Source organism: Collinsella sp. AK_207A (assembly GCF_902501965.1).
GTDB lineage: Bacteria > Actinomycetota > Coriobacteriia > Coriobacteriales > Coriobacteriaceae > Collinsella.
Map to the genome: position 1 here is coordinate 16708 of NZ_CABWID010000020.1, position 18837 is coordinate 35544.

At 62.6% G+C, this 18837-nt stretch carries 22 protein-coding genes and 2 pseudogenes; 9 read left to right on the plus strand and 15 right to left on the minus strand.

Annotation, left to right across the window (positions count from 1 at the left end; translation table 11 throughout):
* Window positions 1-90 precede the first annotated feature (90 nt).
* Complete coding sequence (locus GDJ97_RS07680) at window positions 91-456, plus strand: phage holin family protein (protein WP_152070715.1); 366 nt, start codon at window positions 91-93, stop codon at window positions 454-456.
* A gap of 14 nt (window positions 457-470) precedes the next feature.
* Here the strand turns inward: GDJ97_RS07680 and GDJ97_RS07685 are convergent, their stop codons facing one another.
* Window positions 471-890 (minus strand): peptide deformylase, encoded by a 420-nt coding sequence (locus GDJ97_RS07685; protein WP_152070716.1) that lies wholly within the window; start codon window positions 888-890, stop codon window positions 471-473.
* A gap of 245 nt (window positions 891-1135) precedes the next feature.
* Between GDJ97_RS07685 and GDJ97_RS07690 the strand changes: the two genes are divergently transcribed.
* The gene (locus GDJ97_RS07690) at window positions 1136-1696 is read left to right on the plus strand and encodes a ferritin family protein (RefSeq protein WP_152070717.1); all 561 of its coding nucleotides are present in this window, start codon (window positions 1136-1138) and stop codon (window positions 1694-1696) included.
* A 96-nt stretch (window positions 1697-1792) separates the two neighbouring features.
* Here the strand turns inward: GDJ97_RS07690 and GDJ97_RS07695 are convergent, their stop codons facing one another.
* The 6 genes from GDJ97_RS07695 to thpR form a co-directional block, all read right to left on the minus strand.
* Complete coding sequence (locus GDJ97_RS07695; RefSeq protein WP_152070718.1) at window positions 1793-2755, minus strand: ketopantoate reductase family protein; 963 nt, start codon at window positions 2753-2755, stop codon at window positions 1793-1795.
* Between the two features lie 234 nt (window positions 2756-2989).
* Window positions 2990-3793, minus strand: a complete 804-nt coding sequence (locus tag GDJ97_RS07700; RefSeq protein ID WP_152070719.1) for a 2-keto-4-pentenoate hydratase — start codon at window positions 3791-3793, stop codon at window positions 2990-2992.
* A 313-nt stretch (window positions 3794-4106) separates the two neighbouring features.
* Window positions 4107-4943: a gamma-glutamyl-gamma-aminobutyrate hydrolase family protein gene (locus GDJ97_RS07705; protein WP_152070720.1), complete on the minus strand. Its 837-nt coding sequence runs from the start codon at window positions 4941-4943 to the stop codon at window positions 4107-4109.
* 110 nt (window positions 4944-5053) lie between these two features.
* A complete protein-coding gene (locus GDJ97_RS07710; protein ID WP_152070721.1) occupies window positions 5054-6634 on the minus strand; it encodes a DUF2130 domain-containing protein in 1581 nt (526 codons plus the stop codon).
* A gap of 155 nt (window positions 6635-6789) precedes the next feature.
* Complete coding sequence (locus tag GDJ97_RS07715) at window positions 6790-7473, minus strand: class I SAM-dependent methyltransferase (protein ID WP_152070722.1); 684 nt, start codon at window positions 7471-7473, stop codon at window positions 6790-6792.
* Between the two features lie 131 nt (window positions 7474-7604).
* Window positions 7605-8081: an RNA 2',3'-cyclic phosphodiesterase gene (thpR, locus tag GDJ97_RS07720; RefSeq protein ID WP_226808921.1), complete on the minus strand. Its 477-nt coding sequence runs from the start codon at window positions 8079-8081 to the stop codon at window positions 7605-7607.
* A gap of 228 nt (window positions 8082-8309) precedes the next feature.
* On the opposite strand from thpR, the gene GDJ97_RS07725 reads away from it, so the two are divergent.
* Window positions 8310-8501 (plus strand): hypothetical protein, encoded by a 192-nt coding sequence (locus tag GDJ97_RS07725; protein ID WP_152070723.1) that lies wholly within the window; start codon window positions 8310-8312, stop codon window positions 8499-8501.
* A 261-nt stretch (window positions 8502-8762) separates the two neighbouring features.
* Here the strand turns inward: GDJ97_RS07725 and GDJ97_RS07730 are convergent, their stop codons facing one another.
* From GDJ97_RS07730 to GDJ97_RS07740, 3 genes are read right to left on the minus strand one after another with little or no spacing between them, the layout of a single operon-like run.
* A complete protein-coding gene (locus tag GDJ97_RS07730) occupies window positions 8763-9542 on the minus strand; it encodes a hypothetical protein (protein WP_152070724.1) in 780 nt (259 codons plus the stop codon).
* Window positions 9536-10231 carry an ABC transporter ATP-binding protein gene (locus tag GDJ97_RS07735; RefSeq protein WP_152070725.1) on the minus strand — a complete coding sequence of 232 codons (696 nt, stop codon included), beginning with the start codon at window positions 10229-10231 and terminating at the stop codon, window positions 9536-9538. The genes GDJ97_RS07730 and GDJ97_RS07735 overlap by 7 nt, the downstream gene beginning before the upstream one ends.
* Complete coding sequence (locus tag GDJ97_RS07740) at window positions 10231-10602, minus strand: GntR family transcriptional regulator (protein WP_152070726.1); 372 nt, start codon at window positions 10600-10602, stop codon at window positions 10231-10233. Before GDJ97_RS07740 ends, GDJ97_RS07735 begins: the two co-directional genes overlap by 1 nt.
* A gap of 377 nt (window positions 10603-10979) precedes the next feature.
* On the opposite strand from GDJ97_RS07740, the gene GDJ97_RS07745 reads away from it, so the two are divergent.
* The 4 genes and pseudogenes from GDJ97_RS07745 to GDJ97_RS09580 form a co-directional block, all read left to right on the plus strand.
* On the plus strand, window positions 10980-11288 hold the full coding sequence (locus GDJ97_RS07745) for a type II toxin-antitoxin system RelE/ParE family toxin (protein ID WP_304515499.1): 309 nt from the start codon (window positions 10980-10982) through the stop codon (window positions 11286-11288).
* Window positions 11272-11556 carry a HigA family addiction module antitoxin gene (locus GDJ97_RS07750; RefSeq protein ID WP_226808924.1) on the plus strand — a complete coding sequence of 95 codons (285 nt, stop codon included), beginning with the start codon at window positions 11272-11274 and terminating at the stop codon, window positions 11554-11556. Before GDJ97_RS07745 ends, GDJ97_RS07750 begins: the two co-directional genes overlap by 17 nt.
* Window positions 11557-11960: 404 nt before the next feature.
* A pseudogene (locus GDJ97_RS07755) lies at window positions 11961-12506 on the plus strand (DUF4143 domain-containing protein); the annotation flags it as partial.
* A 450-nt stretch (window positions 12507-12956) separates the two neighbouring features.
* Window positions 12957-13055, plus strand: a pseudogene (locus tag GDJ97_RS09580) (glutathione S-transferase N-terminal domain-containing protein); the annotation flags it as partial.
* A gap of 110 nt (window positions 13056-13165) precedes the next feature.
* On the opposite strand, the gene GDJ97_RS07765 reads toward GDJ97_RS09580, so the two are convergent.
* Window positions 13166-14362 carry an ATP-binding protein gene (locus GDJ97_RS07765; protein ID WP_152070729.1) on the minus strand — a complete coding sequence of 399 codons (1197 nt, stop codon included), beginning with the start codon at window positions 14360-14362 and terminating at the stop codon, window positions 13166-13168.
* A 713-nt stretch (window positions 14363-15075) separates the two neighbouring features.
* Here GDJ97_RS07765 and GDJ97_RS07775 point away from each other — a divergent pair.
* Complete coding sequence (locus tag GDJ97_RS07775) at window positions 15076-15255, plus strand: hypothetical protein (protein ID WP_152070730.1); 180 nt, start codon at window positions 15076-15078, stop codon at window positions 15253-15255.
* Window positions 15256-15383: 128 nt separating this feature from the next.
* Here GDJ97_RS07775 and GDJ97_RS07780 read toward each other — a convergent pair whose 3' ends face one another.
* From GDJ97_RS07780 to GDJ97_RS07795, 4 genes are all read right to left on the minus strand, one after another.
* Window positions 15384-16223: a DUF1700 domain-containing protein gene (locus GDJ97_RS07780; protein WP_152070731.1), complete on the minus strand. Its 840-nt coding sequence runs from the start codon at window positions 16221-16223 to the stop codon at window positions 15384-15386.
* Window positions 16220-16555, minus strand: a complete 336-nt coding sequence (locus tag GDJ97_RS07785; RefSeq protein ID WP_193221358.1) for a PadR family transcriptional regulator — start codon at window positions 16553-16555, stop codon at window positions 16220-16222. The genes GDJ97_RS07780 and GDJ97_RS07785 overlap by 4 nt, the downstream gene beginning before the upstream one ends.
* Window positions 16556-16702: 147 nt before the next feature.
* Window positions 16703-16903 carry an ATP-binding protein gene (locus tag GDJ97_RS07790; RefSeq protein ID WP_226808926.1) on the minus strand — a complete coding sequence of 67 codons (201 nt, stop codon included), beginning with the start codon at window positions 16901-16903 and terminating at the stop codon, window positions 16703-16705.
* Window positions 16904-16907: 4 nt separating this feature from the next.
* Window positions 16908-18044, minus strand: a complete 1137-nt coding sequence (locus tag GDJ97_RS07795) for an alpha/beta fold hydrolase (protein WP_152070733.1) — start codon at window positions 18042-18044, stop codon at window positions 16908-16910.
* Window positions 18045-18173: 129 nt separating this feature from the next.
* Between GDJ97_RS07795 and GDJ97_RS07800 the strand changes: the two genes are divergently transcribed.
* On the plus strand, window positions 18174-18737 hold the full coding sequence (locus GDJ97_RS07800; RefSeq protein WP_152073132.1) for a TetR/AcrR family transcriptional regulator: 564 nt from the start codon (window positions 18174-18176) through the stop codon (window positions 18735-18737).
* Window positions 18738-18837: the final 100 nt, after the last annotated feature.

An 18837-nucleotide genomic window follows, 5' to 3' on the forward strand; every position in this document is an offset into this window, starting at 1 on the left:
TCCCAAACAAGGCGCGGGGAAATCCCCGCGCCGCATGGGGAATACTCTCCCCGGTTTGAAGTTCATTATAAGAAGCCTAAGGAGCCTGCCATGCGCTTTCTGCTCAACTGGATCATGACCGCCATCGCGCTCGCCATCGCCGTCTGGTTCATACCGGGCCTCAGTGCGTTCGGCGCCGAGCCATGGCTCTGCTTTCTCTTCGTGAGCCTCTTCCTCGGCATCGTCAACACGCTCGTGAAGCCGTTTTTGAGCATCATCTCGCTGCCCATAACCTTCTTCTCGCTCGGCGTGTTCCAGCTCATCATCAACACGTTCATGCTCGAACTCGCCAGCTGGCTCTCGGTGAGCTTTCTGGGTGCGGGTATCAGCATCGCGAGCTTTGGCTCGGCGTTTGTCGGCGCGATCATCGTGAGCATCCTCTGCGCCATCCTCGGCGTGACGTACAACGAGGGTTAGCGACGAGGCGAGACCTACACCAGCTTGCCGTTGCAGTGGTCGATCATGTGCTGGATCATCTGCGCGGTAAAGCCGGCGTACTCGCGACGGCGATGACGGAGCTCGCCGTCGACCAGCTCGTCGAAGTCCACCTTGATCTTGATGTGGCGCTTGACGTTCACCACGCCCTCGCGGGTGAGGCAGCTCTCCTGCACGCGCTGCGGACCCAGGCCGAACACGAGCTTGGGGTTCAGCATGACGAACGGCTTGCCGTCGTCCCCCTCCACGGCGCAGATCGCCTTCGTCACGCCGATCTGGTTGGCTGCCAGGCACCCGGCGTCGGAAAGCGAGGCCAAGGTGTCCAGCACATCCTGGATGACCGGGGCGTCCTCCGCCGTAGCGGGCTCGCACGGCGTGGAGAGGATGGCGTCGTCGTGAATCAGTTCGCGAATCATGGGGGTCCCTTTCAATCGGTTGCGCCCGCTATTGTAGCCCAGGACGGGCGCCCGGCTGCAGCCGCGATGGGTCCAAAAAGTTACCGCTACATGACTTATCTTGGGCATTTTACGGAGCGACTCCCGCAGGGGCCGGATGTCCGCCCGCGCGCATACACTGAACGTTGTTCAGTCGCGACAAGTCGGAGAGGGACCCGAACGGGACCGGCGCGTCGCGAAAATCGCCTCAAGCGAAGGAGTGCACCATGAAGTTCGTATGCCCCGTGTGCGGTTACGTTGAGGAGTTCGACGGCGACGAGCTGCCCGCCGACTACAAGTGCCCCCAGTGCGGCTGCCCCGGCTCCAAGTTCACCAAGCAGGAGGAGAGCGCGATGAACTGGGCCGCCGAGCATGTCGTCGGCATCGCCCATGAGGGCAACGTCTCCGAGGACATCATCGAGGACCTGCGCGCCAACTTCAACGGCGAGTGCTCCGAGGTCGGCATGTATCTGGCCATGAGCCGCGTGGCCTTCCGCGAGGGCTACCCCGAGATCGGCCTGTACTGGGAGAAGGCCGCTCACGAGGAGGCCGAGCACGCCGCCAAGTTCGCCGAGCTGCTGGGCGAGGTCGTGACCGACTCCACCAAGAAGAACCTCGAGATGCGCGTTGAGGCCGAGAACGGCGCCACCGCCGGCAAGACCGACCTCGCCAAGCGCGCCAAGGCCGCTGGCCTGGACGCCATCCACGACACCGTGCACGAGATGGCGCGTGACGAGGCCCGTCATGGCCGCGCGTTCGCCGGTCTGCTGAAGCGTTACTTCGGCTAAGCCCCAACTCCCCTCGCCTCAAACAGGCAACAAAATGGACCCGCGACGGCATCGTCTCGGGTCCATTTTTCGTTCTCTCGGGCGACGATCCAGGCGCTAGGACGCCTGCTCCGCGCGCCAACGATGCGCGGTCTCGGCAAAATGCACCTCGTTGCAGAGCAGCTCGTGGCGCACGGCCTCGTAGCCATGCTCGCGCCCAAGCTTCACGATGTAGCCGTTGATGTAATCCACCTCGGTGGGACGGCCCTTGAACATGTCCTGGCACATGCTGGGATAGTGGTACTTGAGGTCGACGAAGCTCTGCATAATGGCGTCAACCTCCTGCTCACGGCTGATGCCGAGGTCGATGCCCGCGAGCTCGCAGACGTCGAAGCCCTCGTTCACCAGCTGCGTGCAAACGTGGCGCATATGCTCGTCCGCGCCGATCGGGCCCATCTGGATCTCGAACATGGTGCAGAGCGTGTTGCAGACGGAATTGAGCATGACCTTCGCCATGGACATGCTCATGATGTCGGGGCTCCACTCCGGACCGAGCTTTGCCGCGGTGAAGTCGGCGAACAGCTCGTCGCCCTTCGCGGTGCGCTCGTTGTCGTAGGCGCACACGTGCATGTACTCCTTACCGAGGGCACCCATGAAGTCCACGTCGCCGGGACCGGGCAGCACGGTGGCGATGACGGCCGTGCCGCCGAAGAGGTGCGCAGGATCGAAGTACTTGAGCAGCTTCTCGTAGTGCCCCATGCCGTTCATGGCGGTAAAGCAGAGCTGGCCCTTCTTGAAGAGCGGGGCGCAACGCTCGAGCATGCCGTCGAGCTGCATCTGCTTCATGAAGACGATCCAGCAATCGGGCTTGCCCGTGTACTCCTCGGGATAGTAGACGTCGATGGGCACCAGATGGCGGTTCTCGTGGTCGCGGGCAACGTAGACGCCGCCCTGCTCGCGAATCTTCTCGACGTTGGGCTTCCAGGTATCGATGAAGTCGACGTCCTTGCCCGCGTACTCCTTCAGGTGCACGCCATAGCGAAGGCCCATAGCACCGGCACCGATCACCGCGTATTTCATGCGATCTTCCTTTCTCGTACAAAACAGAGGGCTGCGTCGCGAACGGCGCAGTCCTCATCATATTCCCGTTTGGTGTTTGCCCTATGGCGGGACCAACCAGCAGCTACTCCTTCCGAGCGCGCAGCAAGTACACAGGCGCGCAGGCGCAAGCAAAAGCCCCATGGCCCCAAACCTACCTACTGCGTTTGGGGCCATGGGGCGCATCATCGGCGCGAATGGATGCTGCCGAGAAGGCTACTCAGCCGTGACCTCGAAGCTGCCGAACGGGCCGTCGAACTCGACCTTCCACGTGCCCTTGGTGAGGTGCACGGGCACGAAGACGGTGCCCACGGAGGCGCGCATACCGGCGGTGAACTTCTTGCCCTGGCTCTCCAGCTTGCCCACGAGCCACTGGAGCGACTTCACCGGGTTACCGAGGATCTCGGACGTATCCCCCTCCTTCACGAACTCGCCGTCGTGGAAGCACTTGGCGTGATAGCCCGCGAGACCGTCCACGGTGAGCTCGGAGCCGTCCACCTCCTTGCCGTACACCACGCAGCCGCCCACGGCGCAGTCGGAGACGACCAGATACTTGGGCAGCGTGGGGAACCAGTCATTAAAGCGGGCGTCGGGCACCTCCATATCGCCGGCAACGGTGCACTTGGCGAGCAGCTGCTCCAGCGTGTCCTCGGCGGAGAGGTCCTCCTTGGCCTTGAAGCAGAACTCCACCTCCACCAGCGGCTCGTTCAGACGGCCCAGGTCCACGGTGTAGGGCGCGGCGTGGAAGCGCTCGGCGAGCTGGGCGCCGTAGAGCGGGCAGTCGGACTCGAACATCTTCTGGGTCTCCTCGCTGGTGAGCGAGACCTTGTAGCCGCCCACCGCCTTGCCCTTGCTCGCCATGACCTTGTCCTGCACGGCGTAGGCAACCTCGACGTCATCCACGGCATCGGTCCAATCCGCCATGGTGAGGGGCTCGTTCTCGCCCGCATCGTTCTTGGCATAGGCGTGGTAGAGGGCCTCGGCGAGCTCGTTCTGGCGCGGGGTGAGGGTGAAAGACATGATGTGCTTCCTTTCGTGTTCGGAGAGAACCTCGGCGCGAATAAAAAACCCGGGAGCCGCAGTCGCGACCCCCGGGTTTCGATGGCCGCTCGCAAAGAAGCGAGCTGCCAAACATCTGCAGCTCGCTGCTAGCTGATAATGCTCGCAATGTTGATGCAGATGGTGCGCATGAGATACTCCCCCGTTTTGGAGCCGCGGTAGCGGTTCCCTTGTAGGACGCGACATAGTTTTGCGCTTTAGCAAAGTGAAGTCAACCTGATTTGTTTCCGTTCGGTGACATAGCAGGTAGAGCTAATGAAGCACTTGGTTCTGGTTAGATCTCCATGTTGAAGCAGCCCGCCTGGTCCAAGCTGTTGAAGGCAAGGGGCCGCCCCGCCCGATGAAGGCCGCGCGCCATGCCCGCCTCGTCTACCAAGGCGGCGAAGATCGTCCCCATCTGCTCCCGGCCGGGGAAGAACTCGGGATGCCACTGCACGCCGACCATGAAGGAGCGCTCAGGCGCCTCGATGCCCTCGATGAGCCCGTCGGGACTGTACGCGCTCGCAACCAGCAACGGGCTCAGACGCCGCACACCCTGATGGTGCATGGAGTTCACCTCGAGCACATCCGTGTGAAGGGCACGGTAGAGCCGGGTGCCGTGCTCCAGCCGCACCGTGTGGATGGACGTGCCAAAGTCGGCGGGCTGCGCATGCGTGATGCCGATAGGCGAACCCGAGACGGGCTGGAACTGGTCGCGCAGGTCCAGGTAGAGCGTACCGCCCAGAAAGACGTTCAGCATCTGCATACCGCGGCAGATGCCGAGCACCGGCAGGTCGTTCGCGAAAGCATAGGCGAGCACGAGCCGCTCGATGGCGTCGCGGCGGGGCGTGAGGAACGAAAGCTTCTCGTACTCGGCGTCCTCACCATACTGGGCAGGGTCCACGTCGTTGCCGCCGGAGAGCAGAAAGCCGTCCATCAGGGGCAGGACCGTGCGAAAGACCTCGATGTCATCGACGAGCGGGAGCATGACGGGGGCGCCGCCCATCGCGGCGATGGCGTTCTCGTAGCGTCCGGCCACGTGGAGCGCGCCATCGTCCGGCCTAAGCGAGGGCATGATGCCGATCAGGGGGCGATGCCCTACCTCCTGCATCTGTTGCTCCTCGCGCTTCATGGGCCATCCCCCTCCGAGTTCCCGCGAACCGTTGGCGTGTGAGTATAGCCCAAACGGCACCCGCTGCGGCAAGCGGTCGGGTTCGGCCGGAAGCGTGCGGGCACGCCATCCTAGTCCTGATCGTCTCCCACCTCGTAGCTATCGGCGGGAACCGCATCCGATCCGTCCGCGGGCTCCACCGCCTCGGGATGCTCGGCGGCCGCTGCCTGCTCGCGCGCCTCGTCGAACTTGGCCTTCATGGTCTTGTTACCCCAAGTGAGCCGGCGAATGGTGAGGTCATCTGCCTTGTCGTTCGCCAACCTAAGCTGGTTCTCGGAAGAGACGAGCGCGGCCTTGACCTTTTCCAGATGACGGATCGTGGTGTCGATCTCGCTGATGGCCTCGTTGAACTTCTTGCTCGCCGTGGCGTAGTTCTTGGCGAAGCCGGTCTTGAAGTCCTCCATCTTACGCTCGAAGTTCGTGACGTCGATGTTCTGCTGGCGCATGGCCACGAGCTCCTGCTTGTACGCGAGCGTGCCCAGGGCCGCGTTGCGCAGCAGGGTGATCATGGGGATGAAGAACTGCGGACGGATGACGTACATCTTGGGGTAGCGGTAGCTCACGTCCACGATGCCCTGGTTGTAGAGCTCGCTCTCCGGCTCGAGCAGCGTGACCAGCACCGCATACTCGCAGCCCTTGGCGGTGCGGTCGTGATCGAGCTTCTTGAAGAAGTCCTCGTTCTTGTGCTTGGTCGCCGTGGTGTCGTTCTCGTTCTTCATCTCGAACATGATGGAGATGACCTCGGCGCCGTCGCGCTCCTCGCGGAAGATGAAGTCGCCCTTGCTGCCCTCGCTCGCGTCGTTGTCCTTCTCAAAGTACGCATTGGGGAACGCCGTCATACGCAGGCGGTTGAACTCCGTCTCGCAGTGCTGCTCGAGCGTCTCGCCCACCATCTTGGTGGAAAGGCGAACCTTCATGTCGCGCAGGCGTTCGATCTCCTCGTCCTTGTAGCGGATGAGCTCGTCGCTCGCCTTCTTGGCCTGCTCGAGCTCGAGGGCGTGGCTCGCCGCGGTCTCCTGCTCGCGCGCCGTGCGCACGGCGATCTCTTGCGCGAGCTTGGAGCGCGCCTCGTCGCGCTCGTGCTCGGCGGCGGCCACGGCGCGCACGCGGGCGGCCTCCGCGACGCTCTCCTGCTCGCGCAGCTTGAGGCGTAGCTCGTCCGCTTGCCGACGCGCTTCCTCCGCGCGCTCGCGCTCCTCCTGGCGGGCCTCGAGCACCGTCTTCTCCATGGCGGTACGGAACTCGTTGTCGGCGGCGTCGAGCTGGGCCTTGAGCGCGGCGATCTGGGTATCGCGGGCGGCGAGGTCAGCCTGGAGCTGCTGCTTGGTCTCGGCAGCGGCTTTCTCGCCCGTAAGGTCGCGCTCGCGCTCGGCGGCATCGAGCCGGGCGGTGAGCTCGGCGATCTTCTGGTCCCGCGTGGCGGTTGCATCCTTGAGTTCGCGCTCCGCATCCGCCGCGGCCCGCTGGGCGCTCTCTCGCGCGGCGGCGCGGGCGAGCTCGAGCGCCTGCTCCTTCTCGAGCTTCATATGCTCCTCGCGCTCGTGCAGCTGGCGCGCGAACTCACGGTCGCGGACCTGCTTGGCAATGTCTGCATAGCCGGATTCATCCACCTGGAACACCTGACCGCAGTGGGGGCATTTAATCTCGTTCATAGAAGCTTCCTTTCAAGCGGCGTTCGTCGCGCAATCCGTATTGGGCAAGCATAACCCCTCGCACGGACACACAGGGGCGCGTCGAAGCGGCGCCCCACGACGGCGCGTTGCTGGACCGGTTCGGCGCCGCCGGGGCGGGAGCTGCGCTGCGGGAGCTAGCAGCACGGTGCGGGCACGATGACGTCGTAGCGCACGGCCTTGCCGGCAACGCTATGACTCGGCTTGACGTTTGCCAGATACGGACCCTTGACCGGGCGTTTCACCACCACCTTGCGCGGACGGGCGGCGATGGCGGCGGCGAGCAGCTCCTCCCCCTCGCTATCCTCGCACGGCCGCTCCAGGCGGTGGAGCAGCTGGAACTTCTTCTTCACCGCCGCGCTCTTTCGGCGCTCGGGGAACATCGGGTCCAGATAGACGACGTCGGGCGGCGTGGCGAGGGCGCGCAGGGCCTCGATGCTATCGCCCGCGCGCACGTGCATACGGGCGGCGATATCGGCGAGGTCCGGATCATCGAGCGCGCGGGCGAGCGCGTCTTCCAGCAGAGCGGCGATCACCGGGTCGCGCTCGCGCAGCGTCACCTCAAAGCCGGCTGCGGCGAGCAAAAATGAGTCCTCCCCCAAGCCCGCCGTGGCGTCCATGCATGTTGGTGCCCCCTCCAGGCTACGTACCCGCGCCGCACGGACCAGCAGCTCGCGACCAAGGCGGTTCCGCCGAACGCGCGGCAGCATCTCGCGAAAATCCTGACGAAGCTCCATGCCAGACCCCGCGAGCGTCAGACCGTCTTGCTCGCGTCGGAGCTCCAAGCCTTCTGGCAGGTCAAAGCCACTATCGTTCTGCATTGCGCCCCCGGACCGCTCTCATGGAAATATGGACCATCCTAGCAAACGATTCGCTCATCTTGGTGCGGGCGCAGCGGGACGTTGCTCCAGCTCCATGGTGTACAGCGGCTTATACAGGGCGCCGTCCTTGGTTAGCGTGCTCTTGAACAGCATACGCGTGACGCCTTGGCAGGTGCCGGAAACGGCAGGGTGGGCAGTGTTTCCCGCTGGAATCGAACGCGGCGCGCGAGGGTCACGTGCGGCCGGAAGGGTTTCTCATCGAACGCAAGGCCACGCTGGGAAAGCTGCTCGCGCACACGGCGGGACAGATCGCTGATCTGCGGCGTTTCTGCGACCCCCATCCAGAGCGTGGCGGTGCGACCATGGCCGAAGCTACCGAGGCCCCGTGGCGTCAGCTCGATGGGAGCGAGCCCCTGGCAGGCATCGTCCAACGCCGCTACCGCCGCCGCAGCACCCGCCTCGTCCACCTCACCGAGAAAGGCGAGGGTGACGTGGTAGTTCAAGCGGGGCACGAAGCGCCCCGTCACATATGCAGCCAGCTCGCGGGAGCACGCCGCGAGCTCATCGGTGAGCGACTCGGGTAGCTCGAGTGCTATGAATGCGCGCATGAAGGCCACCTTTCCCGAGTTGAGAGCGGAAGCATCTGGCCTGGTGCTTCCTCAGAATTGTGTGTTTTCCCATAGTCTACCGTTCGGTTTTCGGATGGCGCGCCGTCGTATCGGAGGGCGATCGAATCGGCCGGGCGCCGTGCGATCGGGCGGCGGGCCGGGCGCTATTCCGATGCGAACTTCTGGCTCCCCCTCACCAATCCCTACTTCATCTCGCTTTCCAAGCAGATGAGACTGTGCCCTCGCTGCGGTGCGAAGACGCGCATCGACGGCACGCTGAGCGGTGATGTTGCCAAAGAGCTCTGCGACGAATGCGGGTACTTCAGAGGCCTCCTCGCCCCCGGATGGGCCATGGGCAAGCGCGTGGAGGAAGCGCGCACGCCATCGCCGTTCACCGTCATCGACGGCGGGGGGCGGTAGGTCGAACCGACTCGATGGCCTCCTCAGCTGGGGCGCCCCCGGCGCAGAACGCATGAGATTGCGCTGTTCTCGAGCGTGAGCGCACCGAGGCGCCGTTCGACTCCGAGAAGACGGGCTCATGCAGGAAGAAACTCGCCATCTCGTCGTATATGCGCTGCACCCCTCGTCGAGCTCCCTGGCCTAGCCGAACTCAACCAGGATGCGCGCGACGCAGTCACCCTCTCCTCGCGAGTTGGTCATGGGGATTCGCACGGGATGGAGCTATTCCAAGTCGAGATGTCGATCCAAGACGTACACCGACATCGCACTGAAGACAACCGTGAATGCCACCTGCACGAGCAGGAGGAGTGTATACGTTGTGGCCAGCACATTTGCCACGAGCAGCCATACGAGGGCGAGCGTCGCGAAGGCGGCGGCCTTGGCTAGTCCTGGGTGCTTCCTCGCCATGCTGCCCAGTGAAATGCCCGCAAAAAGCCATGACACGGCTGAAGCGGAGAAGACGAGAAAGGAGATGGCTGCCACGCCGGCGCACTTTGCCACCCCCAGCATCCCCGACTGCGCCGAGAAGACTGATCCGAGCGAGATCGACCCGAGGCCCTCGAGAAGAGACTGTCTGGCAGCAGGGTTAATGAGGACGACAGTTATGACGACGGTTATGAAGAACATCGCGAACGCGACGATACTCATAAACGCGGTGAACGTTGCCCAAATGAGCCCGTTGATGGTCTTGTCGGCCACATGTTCAGCAGCACGTGCCGGCAGGACGTTGGTGAGATAGCCACGGCTCCCAAAGAGCGTGTCGCGGTAGTTGTGCGCCACGAGCATCAGCATTATGACGCTTATCGCCACGAACAGGAGAAGCCAGGCAGTCATCATGACCATCAAGACGACAGAAAGAGCGTCATCTGCGGTGTAGACCTTGTTTCCCTTCACGCCAAGAAGTGCCCCCATGACAACGGACAGCGCGACAAGCGCGGCATAGAGTGGACCCATGGTTCTTCCGACCTCGCGGAAGTCGTACTTGAAGAGTGTGCCTAGCATGCGAATACCTCCCTGAAAAGACTGTCTACGCTCTTGCCGGTGCGCTCGCGCAGGTCTTCGGCAGACTCGTGAAGCACCACATGACCCTGCTTGAGGAAGACGACGTCGTCGAGCACACTTTCGATGTCGGCGATGAGGTGCGTTGAGATGAGCACGAGCGAGTCTGGCGAGTAATTGGAGATGATCGTGCGCAGAATGTAGTCGCGCGCCGCGGGGTCGACGCCCGCGATGGGCTCGTCAAGCAGGTATGCATGGGCGCGTCGGCTCATCGTGAGGATGAGCTGGACCTTCTCGCGCGTACCCCGGGACAGCTCCTTGAGGCGGCCCGATGCGTCGAGCCCCAGGTCCGCGAGCATGCCCAGAGCACGCTCGCGGTCAAAGTCCGCGAAGAAGTCCTCGTAGTAGTCGAGCAGCTGCGCTGTGCTCATGTACTCGGGCAAAAAGTCGCGGTCGGGCAGGTAGGCCACCTTGGCCTTGGTCTTTACGCACGGAGCCATGCCCTCTATGAGGACCTGTCCCGACGTCGGCTTGATAAGGCCGTTTGCAAGCTTGATGAGTGTCGTCTTGCCTGAGCCGTTCGGCCCCAAAAGGCCAATCACCTTGCCCGCCTCGAGCGAGAGGTCGATGCCGTCGAGCGCCGCAACCTCCCCGTATCGCTTTGCCAGCGTCTTGCATTCCAGAAGCGCCATTATCCTTCATCCTTCCAGGCGGCAACCGCCGCCACAATCTGATCGTCATCCATACCAATCGCGCGCAGCTTGCAGTAGAGGTCGGCAATGATCCCCGATGCGAGCTGCCCGCGTAGGACCTCGAGCACTGCGGCATCTTCCGTCACGTACCTGCCGCTCGTGCGCTCGGTGCGCAGGATGCCCTCCTGCTCGAGCTGTGCGAGGGCGCGCTGCATCGTGTTGGGGTTCACCCCCGCTTGAACGGCCAGGTCGCGCACCGAAGCGATCTTCTCTCCCGGGACGAGTCTGCCGCCCGCAACGTCAGACTTGATGCGCACGGCAATCTGGCGCCAGATGGGCAAACCGTCCGCAAAGTCCCATGGCACAGGCATCACCTCCTTGTCTTATTGTATTACTTAGATAGTACAGTAAGACAATAGCGGGGCCCGTCAAGCAAATTTCGTTGAGGACTCAGGTTGCCATCGGGGACGTTCTTAAACGGCTAGCCGTCGGGGACAGTCTTCACAGCCGGGCGAGTGAACTGCGTCCCCAAGTGCCGGCAGGAAAGGAACGTCCCTAAGCGCCGAAAGAGTGTACCTTTTGATTAGTCGTTAAAAAACATCCCCGATGACTAATCGTAAATTCGAACATGTGTTTGTGTTTTTACTCGTTTGGCGCTACAATCGAAATAGGGATCATCCTCGATCTAAGGAAACGCAAATACTCTCCCACCTCTTTGAAACCGCCAGGGAAAGGAGTATACTTCTGCTTGACAGAAGTATCAGATGCCATGAAATTCAAAGACTCCGACATCGAGCTCTTTTGGATAGATCCCGAACGCTTCACTCCTCGTCGCGTCCCGCCAGACTGCCGGAAAGCTCTGTACAGGAAACTCCAGATCCTTGACGCCGCCTGCGATCTTAGGGATCTCCGAATTCCTCCGAATAACAGGCTGGAGAAGCTGAAGGGCGACCGGGCGGGACAGTACAGCATCAGGGTCAACTCTCAATGGCGCCTCTGTTTTGCTTGGACCGATAAAGGACCCGAGAGGATTGAGTTCTGTGACTACCATCAATAGCTACATCTCCACGCCTGGCGAGATCCTCGTCGAGGAGTTCCTCGAGCCCATGGGGATATCTCAATACCGTCTGGCCAAGGCCATCCATAAGCCACAGTCCGCGATTTCGGACATCGTTCACGGTCGTCGCTCCATTACGACCGAAATGGCATGGCTTCTTTCGCAGGCCCTTGGGACCACCCCGGAGTTCTGGCTCAACCTGGAAATGACCTACCAGATCAAGACCTTCGACTCGAGCAAACTGCCGCCCGTAGTGGCTTGCTGCTAGAAATACCAATCCCTACTTTATCTCGCTTTCCAAGCAGGTGAGACTGCGCCTTCGCTGCAGTGCTAGGACGCGCATCGCCGGCACGCTGAGCGGTGATGTCGCCAAAGAGCTCTGCGGCGAATGTGGGTAGTCGTTGGACGTTCTTAAACGACTAGCCGTCGGGGACAGTCTTCGCAGCCAGACGAGTGAACTGCACCCCAAGTGCCGGAAGGGTGTCCCTTTTGGCTAGTCGTTAAAGAACGTCCCCGATGACTAATTTACGGGTTGATGCTCCCTCGCACCAGGCGGTCCTGGAACATCTTGAGCACCGGCGACTTGCCGCTACGACGCATGCAGATCAGGTAGTAGACTTCAAGTTAATCGGGGAGTAGCATCTATGTTAATCAGGTAGTAGAGGCTGCGGCGTTGACACGAAGACGGCGCGCGACTGGCTCTCGATACTCGAGACGAGCCACATCGTCTACCTGCTCGAGCCCTATTTCTCGAATGCGCGAAAGCGGCTCATCAAGACGCCGAAGCTCTACTTCCTCGACACGGGCCTCGCCTGCAACCTCATAGGCATCGACAGCCCGAAAGAGCTGATGACGAGCCCGCAGTACGGGGCGCTGTTCGAGGCCGCCATCATCGACGAGGCGCTCAAGACCTTCTATGCGGAAGGCGGGACGCCGCAGCTCTCGTTCTGGCGCGACGGCAATAAGAACGAGATCGACCTCCTCGTCCAGCGCGGTCTCAGGGCCGTGGAGGCCGTGGAGATCAAATCCTCTGCCACGTACAAGCCGAAGTACTTCGACGCGCTGGCCGGCATATCAGAGCGCGACCTCGGTCTGGACCCCTCTGCTCGCGCCGTGGTCTACGGCGGGAATGAAAACGCCGAGACGCAGCGCGGCGGGCTCGTGTCGTTTCGGAAGGCGTGGAGGCTCTTCTCCAGCGGCGCACTGGAGCATTGCTAAGAGCTGTCCGCAAGATGGAGAGGGTGCCCTGGCAATATCGACGAAGGCCGCGTCTGAGATGCACTCGCCCAGACGCGGCAAGCCTGCTCCCCTACGCCTCGAACCGATCCGCGACGCGCACGACCGGGACCGCGCACAGCAGCGCGAGGGCGAACGCCAATATGAGTGTAGGCGGCTGTCCCCGAGTGCCGGCAGAAAAGGAACGTCCCTAAGTACCGAAAGAGTGTCCCTTTTGACTAGTCGATAAAGAACGTCCCCGATGACTAAAGACTGGGAGTTCGATGCGATTTCGTCCGCCTTTGCTCCGATGTCGCTTTCCGTTGCTTGCCGCAACGCCTCGTTGCGGGCAACAATCGGGCCGGGGCCTAGCGAAGGGTCCGCCTGCCGCTTCTCTTTGCCGGCTTGGCAGAGCTGGGCGAGCGCGAGGCAGGCGGCGCCTATGCCGAGCAGGCAAAGGGCGGCAAGCGCCAGGTGCCGTGCCTGTTCATTGACGGCAAGCCGCTGTACGAGTCCAGCGACATCATCGCCTGGTTCGAGCAGAACGCATAACAACCCCCGCGCGCCAAGCGTCCATCCAATACGGCACCACTAACGCAGCAACGCACGCAAGGCGGCCCCGCTGTTCCAGCTGGGTCGCCTTATTTGTTCGTTACGTCTCCCTATGCTCCTAAAGTATCGAAGGGAACAACTACAACGCCATCAGATCTCATACGAGCTATCCCACCGACGCCTACAATGACAGCCTTGACTGCCGGGGGCTTTTCTCCGCGCTCCGTCATCTTGCGTTCAAGCGCTAGAAGACTTGAAGCCGCTTGGTCTTCCTGCATGTAGCCGAGTTTCACCTCAAACGCACCCCAGGCACCGTCTTTACGTTGGACAATCAGATCGACCTCGAGATTGGAGTCGTCCCGATAATGCATGACCTCGGCGCCCATGAGGCGTGCATATACCAACATGTCATGCGTCACAAGCGATTCAAACATAAATCCGAGCGTCTTTAGGTCAGACACAAGGGCTTCCGGCGTCGCTCCCAACGCCGCCGCCGCCAATGATGGATCAACAATGTGGTGCTTCTTTGCCGACCTGATTCGTACCGGCGATCTTAGCGCGGGATTCCATGCGGAAATATCATCAACGAAGAATACCCTCGTCAACGCATCGATATAGCTGGAAACCGTTGAAGTAGAGATCGGCGCCAGTCCAGCCATTCCGGTATCTGCCACCACCGTCCTCTTCGCCGCCAGCGTTGCCTCATTGCGAGCCAGCGCGCTGATGAGCCTCCGGACCATCTCTGGTTTGCGCGTCCGACCGTCTATCCGGCTCAAATCCTCGCTCGCCACGGCATCAATATACGATGACGCAATCATCATCGCTTGGCGATCCGTAAGCCTTGCGGCGACCGGCCATCCACCCCGGCACACCACTGAAGCGATATCCAAAACTGTTCCCGACGAAAGCCCTTCTGGTTTGGCTCCTTCAAACAATGCACGTAAAGAAGTGCCCCCGCTGCTTTTTCCAAGCTCGAACTGCGTGAGCGTATCCATCCGCACGCGTCCAATTCTTCCCGCTCCGCTGTGCAATGGCTTATTTAGGTCGAGCGGCGTCGCAGAGCCGGTGAGGAGAAATTGACCAGCTTCACCCCGGGCTCTGTCACATTCGTAACGAACGGCATCCCATAGGGACGGCACTTCCTGCCATTCATCAATCAAACGCGGGCGCTCTCCCGCCAGCGCAGAAGTAACATCAAGCTCAGCAAGTCGCTTGTTCCGATATCCACCGGTTGGATCGGCAATATACAATTCCGATTTTGCCGCGCGCGGCAGACGTCGACTTTCCGCACCACTTTGGGCCTTCAACTAAAACGGCACCAAAGGTTTCCAAATTATCTCGTAGAAGCTTATCTGTCAGTTGTGCAATATACACCCTGCGCTTCCTCTAGTTAATTTCATTTTACGCGTTTTTCGAATGATTCGTTACGCGGTTTTCGAATGACGACGCATGCCGCTTGATATGGAGAGGGTCGGCTTCCAATCTGAACCCGCTACAGCAGATCCCCCAACACCTCTCGCCAACGCCGCCGAAGACGCTCGAGCGTCCAAGCTGCGTTGACGAGGCGCGTTGGAGAGCCCATCGGCGATGCCGGTGTTGTGCTGGATGTAGCCCTCGACGAGGAGGTTATCTGTTTGATGGGATTCGTATACTTCGAGGAGAAGATGGAACCGTTATCAGCGACGACGGCAAACCTATTCTTCAGTATGTATGGGGCAAGTACTGGGTAAACAACCATGCACGCATTCTCAAGGCTTCCTCAATCTATTGCCGTTCACCGTCATCGACGGTGGGGGGCGGTAGGTCGAACCGACTCGATGGCCTCCTCGGCTGGGGAACGCGCCACCCAGATAGTCAGCCAGGTCTTGCGGATCATCCAACTTCACCGTGTAGGGCAGGCCACCATAGGCAAGGTAGCGGTTGAACAGGCTATCTGCCGGAACCTCCGGAAACGCCGAACGATATTCCGCAAAGGAGAGGGACAGCACATGAAGCTCAACGTACCTGCCGGTGAGTGCTGATGTTCTCCTGCAACGGCCTGGTGGGCACGAAGAACCGCTTCGGGCGCCACTCCGAGGAGTGCGGGGCCCGCGGCATGCGGCACAACAAGGCGCTGAAGGCCGTAGCCAGGAAGCGTCTCAAGGCCATCTACTCGATCATGAGGAGGCCGAGACCCTACGAGGAGCGGCCCGGGACATAGCCGGGGCGACGGGGGGGAGTCGGAAGGTGCGCCCGCCGGACGGGCGAAGCATGCCGCGACGGCGGCCCCGACAATCCAGGCCTTACTTGACAAGGACTAAGGAGACACCCCCTCCCGCCACGCGATGACTAGCTCCGCAAATTGTCCGGCTCGGCACCAGCGTAGAACAACTGCAAGCCAAGAGGATTCGTGAACTCGTTGGCCGACGCCGTCGTCCGCGCCATCTCAAACGAGGCCAACGCCGAGTCGAACCCCGTGCAGCCCCAACCGGCAAGGCCCAGCACGAGCCCCGCACCGATCATGACAGCCGCCACGAGGTGCACGAGATTCCAAGTGGGATGCATGGAACCCCACTCCCACCGGGGCACCTCGGAGCGAACGAAGGGGGACGCGACGGCGCGAGCGCACCAGACGATTGCCCTGACCAGCAGCTTCGAAGCGGCAACGGCCAGATGGATGCCGAACACCCCCACGCCGGCAACGGCGACGCCACAGCCAAGCCCCATCAGCGCGCCGGCGACGCTCCCCGCCTTGACGCCCGCCACAAGGTACAGGAGGCCGATGGGAGCCCCGAGTAGCATCGACGCGGCAATAGCCCATACAGCCACAAGCAGACCGAAGAGGCCAATGAAGCATCCGATGACCGCTATGATCACGCCGAGGGTCAGGGGAATCCACACGGGCGAACCGATCACGGCGGCCACGACGAACGCCACAAACCACGACCTCGGGGTCTTGGGCGACCTGAGCCGCGCCGCCGCCCGCGGGACGGCGGGCATCTCGGAGATGATGCGCGCCGCGGCCTCCGCCGGGGGCTCGAGCGACCCAACGGCCTCCTCCTCGGAGACACCCGCCTCGACGCGATCGTCGACCATCTCCTCGTAGAAGGAGACAGCACGATCAACCTCGTCCTTTGAGAACGCGGCAAGCCCCACCCTCAGCTCGGAGAGATACTCGTCCTTCGTCATGATTGCTTCCCCGTTCCATCAGTCGTGATTGCCGTCTCGATGTAGTCGTAGACCGCCCGGACCTCTGCGCGCTCCGCCCGGAACCGCTCGAGCGCCTCGCGCCCAGCCTCCGTGGCCAGGTAGTACTTGCGGAGCCTCCCGTTGTGCTCAGACGAGCGAACGGATACCTGGCCGGCCCTCTCAAGGCGCTTGAGCACCGGGTAGAGCGTCGACTCCGTGAGCCCCAGCGCCTGGGGCACGTTACGGATGATCTCGTAGCCGTACGACTCTCCCCCGCATACCGAGGCAAGCACGCACGCCTCCACGAAGCCGCGCTTCATCTGCGGGTCCATCGCGTCACCTCATCTCATTCGCTGTAATACCCGTCGCTGTCTTATACTATGCGTTATGTAGTGTGTTGTGTCAACAGGTATATGAGAAAGATGAAAGTCATTAGCTGATTGGGACGCGAACTCTCCCGGGGTCGGAAGACGCTGCCCCTACCCCGCTGGGAGCTCGAAGGTGAAGGTCGTGAGGCGGCCGGGGTCGCTCTCGCAGGAGATGGAGCCGCCGAGGGCCTCGGCGCGGCGTCGGGCGATGGAGAGGCCGAGGCCGTAGCCCTCCGCGCCCGAGCCGCCCTCGTCGGCGTACTTGACCGCGTTGGCGAGCAGCTCGCCCAGCACGGCCGAGAGGTCGCCCACAGCGCTACGGCAGCCGCTCCTCCGTCTCATCCAACCAGTCGCGCACGACGCCGAGGGCAAGCGGGAGGTTTCCGACCTGGCAGTGCTCCGCCGCGTGCTCGGCATCGGTGAAGACGCGCGTCGTCACGCTGTTGGCGTTCACGAGCTCGCGCGCCACCTGGCCGAGCCGCCGAAGCGGCACGTACTGGTCGCGCTCGCCCGCGAAGAGCAGCACGTCCTGCCGCACGAGCGGGCCCAGGCCCGCGAAGCTCCAGCGCTCGAGCTCGTAGAGCAGCTCGTGCGGGCTGTCCGTCCCCGTGATGGCCAGGGCCTGCTGTAGCTTCCATGCCATGTCGTGGTCACGCGCCGCGAGGCGGCTAACGGCAGCATCGAGTACGCCTGAGGCGCGGCACCACACGAGGGACTCGAGCGCGACGCCCGCGGGCCGGGGCAGGCGGATCTCCAGCGCGTCAAACATCCGATAGAACACGTCCATCGCCACGGCGCGCGTGATGCGCGGCTCGAACGCCGCCGCACGCATCACAAGCAGCCCGCCGAGCGACATCCCCATCGCGGCGCAGCGCTCGATCTCCAGCGCGTCAAGCACTGCCCCCACGGGGCGCTCCCAGGCGAGCGGCATGGCGAGGCCGCGCATGAGCGCCGTCCCCTGGCCGGGCCCGTCGAAGATGACGACGTCGCGCCCGCAGTCGCCCAGCGCGCGCAACCAGCCCGCCATCTCCTCCATATAGCTGTCGAACCCGCCGAACAGCAGGAGCGGCTCCGCCGAGTGCTCGGCGGCGGTGCGGATTCGTAAGGCGGGCAGGCTCGACCCCGCGTAGGGGACTTCCAGGCGCTCCAGCTCGGGGCCGTCCCACCCGGCGTAGAACTCGCGGCGGAACCCCGCGACGGCCGTGCGCTTCGTCTCGGAGTCAAGCGGCTCGTAGAACGCCGCAGCGCCCCAGTAGCCCGAGGCGACGGCGTGGTCGCCGGCTACCTCGCGCCGGCGGGCAAGCTCCGACCAACAGGGGTACCAGTCCCCGGCGGTGCGGAGCTGGGGGATGACCTCGGCGAGGTCGCCTTTGACCGATGGGTCGAGCTCGGGGTGGGTGAAGCGGTTGAGCTGCAGATCGAACTGCTCATCCCCGGTGTATGCGTGGAACATGATGCCTCCCGGCGGTTTCGGTTTCGGGGAGATTCTCGTGCCGGAGTGCCATGCTGGCCACAAGCAGTATCGTATGGGATGTAGGGTATCGAACAGTTTGTCCGAAATTGGTTGGAATGGGGGCTAGGCGTGGGAGACCTAAGGACGGAGAAGTCGGAGGAGGCCATCCGCGCAGCATTTTTCGAGCTCGTGCGCGAGCGTGGATTCGAGCGCGTGACGGTCGGTGAACTGTGCCGCCGCGCCCGCGTGGGACGCTCGACGTTCTACGACCACCACGAGGACAAGTATGAGCTGCTCAGCTGCCTGGTCGGGGAGGTCTTGACCCGAGCGCAGGCCATGATGGAGGAACGGTTCGCGGCGGCCTCGGACGTAGCGGCGGTGGTCGGCGGGGCGTACGCGTGGTTTGAGAGCGAGCGCGACGAGTTGTCCTGCCTGCTGACCATCCACGTCCCCGAGGCTGACCTCGCGGCGCAGTTCCGCGCCCTGTTGGAGGAGGGCTTCGAGGAGCGGCTTGTGGGCGGTGGGGGCACCGGGAACGGTACGCCCACCGTGCCCGTCGAGCTGCTCGCCAAGCTCTACGCCTCAAGCGCGCTCACCATGCTCGAGTGGGTGCTTGTGCATGGGAGCGAGGATGGTGCAGCAGCGACGTTCGTCGACGAGGCATGGGCGCGGTTGATGCCGTTGCTCGGGTGACAAATCGGTCGGGTCGATTTGTCACGATCAAGTCGAATTGTCACGGAGTTGCTGGAACCAGACGCCGGAAGAAACCAGCCCACTCGCGCTCAACCCGAGG

Coding starts and splice junctions, on each gene's coding strand:
- GDJ97_RS07680 (WP_152070715.1), top strand. CDS start 91: ATGCGCTTTCTGCTCAACTGGATCATGACCGCCATCGCGCTCGCCATC.
- GDJ97_RS07685 (WP_152070716.1), bottom strand. CDS start 890: ATGATTCGCGAACTGATTCACGACGACGCCATCCTCTCCACGCCGTGC.
- GDJ97_RS07690 (WP_152070717.1), top strand. CDS start 1,136: ATGAAGTTCGTATGCCCCGTGTGCGGTTACGTTGAGGAGTTCGACGGC.
- GDJ97_RS07695 (WP_152070718.1), bottom strand. CDS start 2,755: ATGAAATACGCGGTGATCGGTGCCGGTGCTATGGGCCTTCGCTATGGC.
- GDJ97_RS07700 (WP_152070719.1), bottom strand. CDS start 3,793: ATGTCTTTCACCCTCACCCCGCGCCAGAACGAGCTCGCCGAGGCCCTC.
- GDJ97_RS07705 (WP_152070720.1), bottom strand. CDS start 4,943: ATGAAGCGCGAGGAGCAACAGATGCAGGAGGTAGGGCATCGCCCCCTG.
- GDJ97_RS07710 (WP_152070721.1), bottom strand. CDS start 6,634: ATGAACGAGATTAAATGCCCCCACTGCGGTCAGGTGTTCCAGGTGGAT.
- GDJ97_RS07715 (WP_152070722.1), bottom strand. CDS start 7,473: ATGCAGAACGATAGTGGCTTTGACCTGCCAGAAGGCTTGGAGCTCCGA.
- thpR (WP_226808921.1), bottom strand. CDS start 8,081: ATGCGCGCATTCATAGCACTCGAGCTACCCGAGTCGCTCACCGATGAG.
- GDJ97_RS07725 (WP_152070723.1), top strand. CDS start 8,310: ATGAGACTGTGCCCTCGCTGCGGTGCGAAGACGCGCATCGACGGCACG.
- GDJ97_RS07730 (WP_152070724.1), bottom strand. CDS start 9,542: ATGCTAGGCACACTCTTCAAGTACGACTTCCGCGAGGTCGGAAGAACC.
- GDJ97_RS07735 (WP_152070725.1), bottom strand. CDS start 10,231: ATGGCGCTTCTGGAATGCAAGACGCTGGCAAAGCGATACGGGGAGGTT.
- GDJ97_RS07740 (WP_152070726.1), bottom strand. CDS start 10,602: ATGCCTGTGCCATGGGACTTTGCGGACGGTTTGCCCATCTGGCGCCAG.
- GDJ97_RS07775 (WP_152070730.1), top strand. CDS start 15,076: ATGTTCTCCTGCAACGGCCTGGTGGGCACGAAGAACCGCTTCGGGCGC.
- GDJ97_RS07780 (WP_152070731.1), bottom strand. CDS start 16,223: ATGACGAAGGACGAGTATCTCTCCGAGCTGAGGGTGGGGCTTGCCGCG.
- GDJ97_RS07785 (WP_193221358.1), bottom strand. CDS start 16,555: ATGGACCCGCAGATGAAGCGCGGCTTCGTGGAGGCGTGCGTGCTTGCC.
- GDJ97_RS07795 (WP_152070733.1), bottom strand. CDS start 18,044: ATGTTCCACGCATACACCGGGGATGAGCAGTTCGATCTGCAGCTCAAC.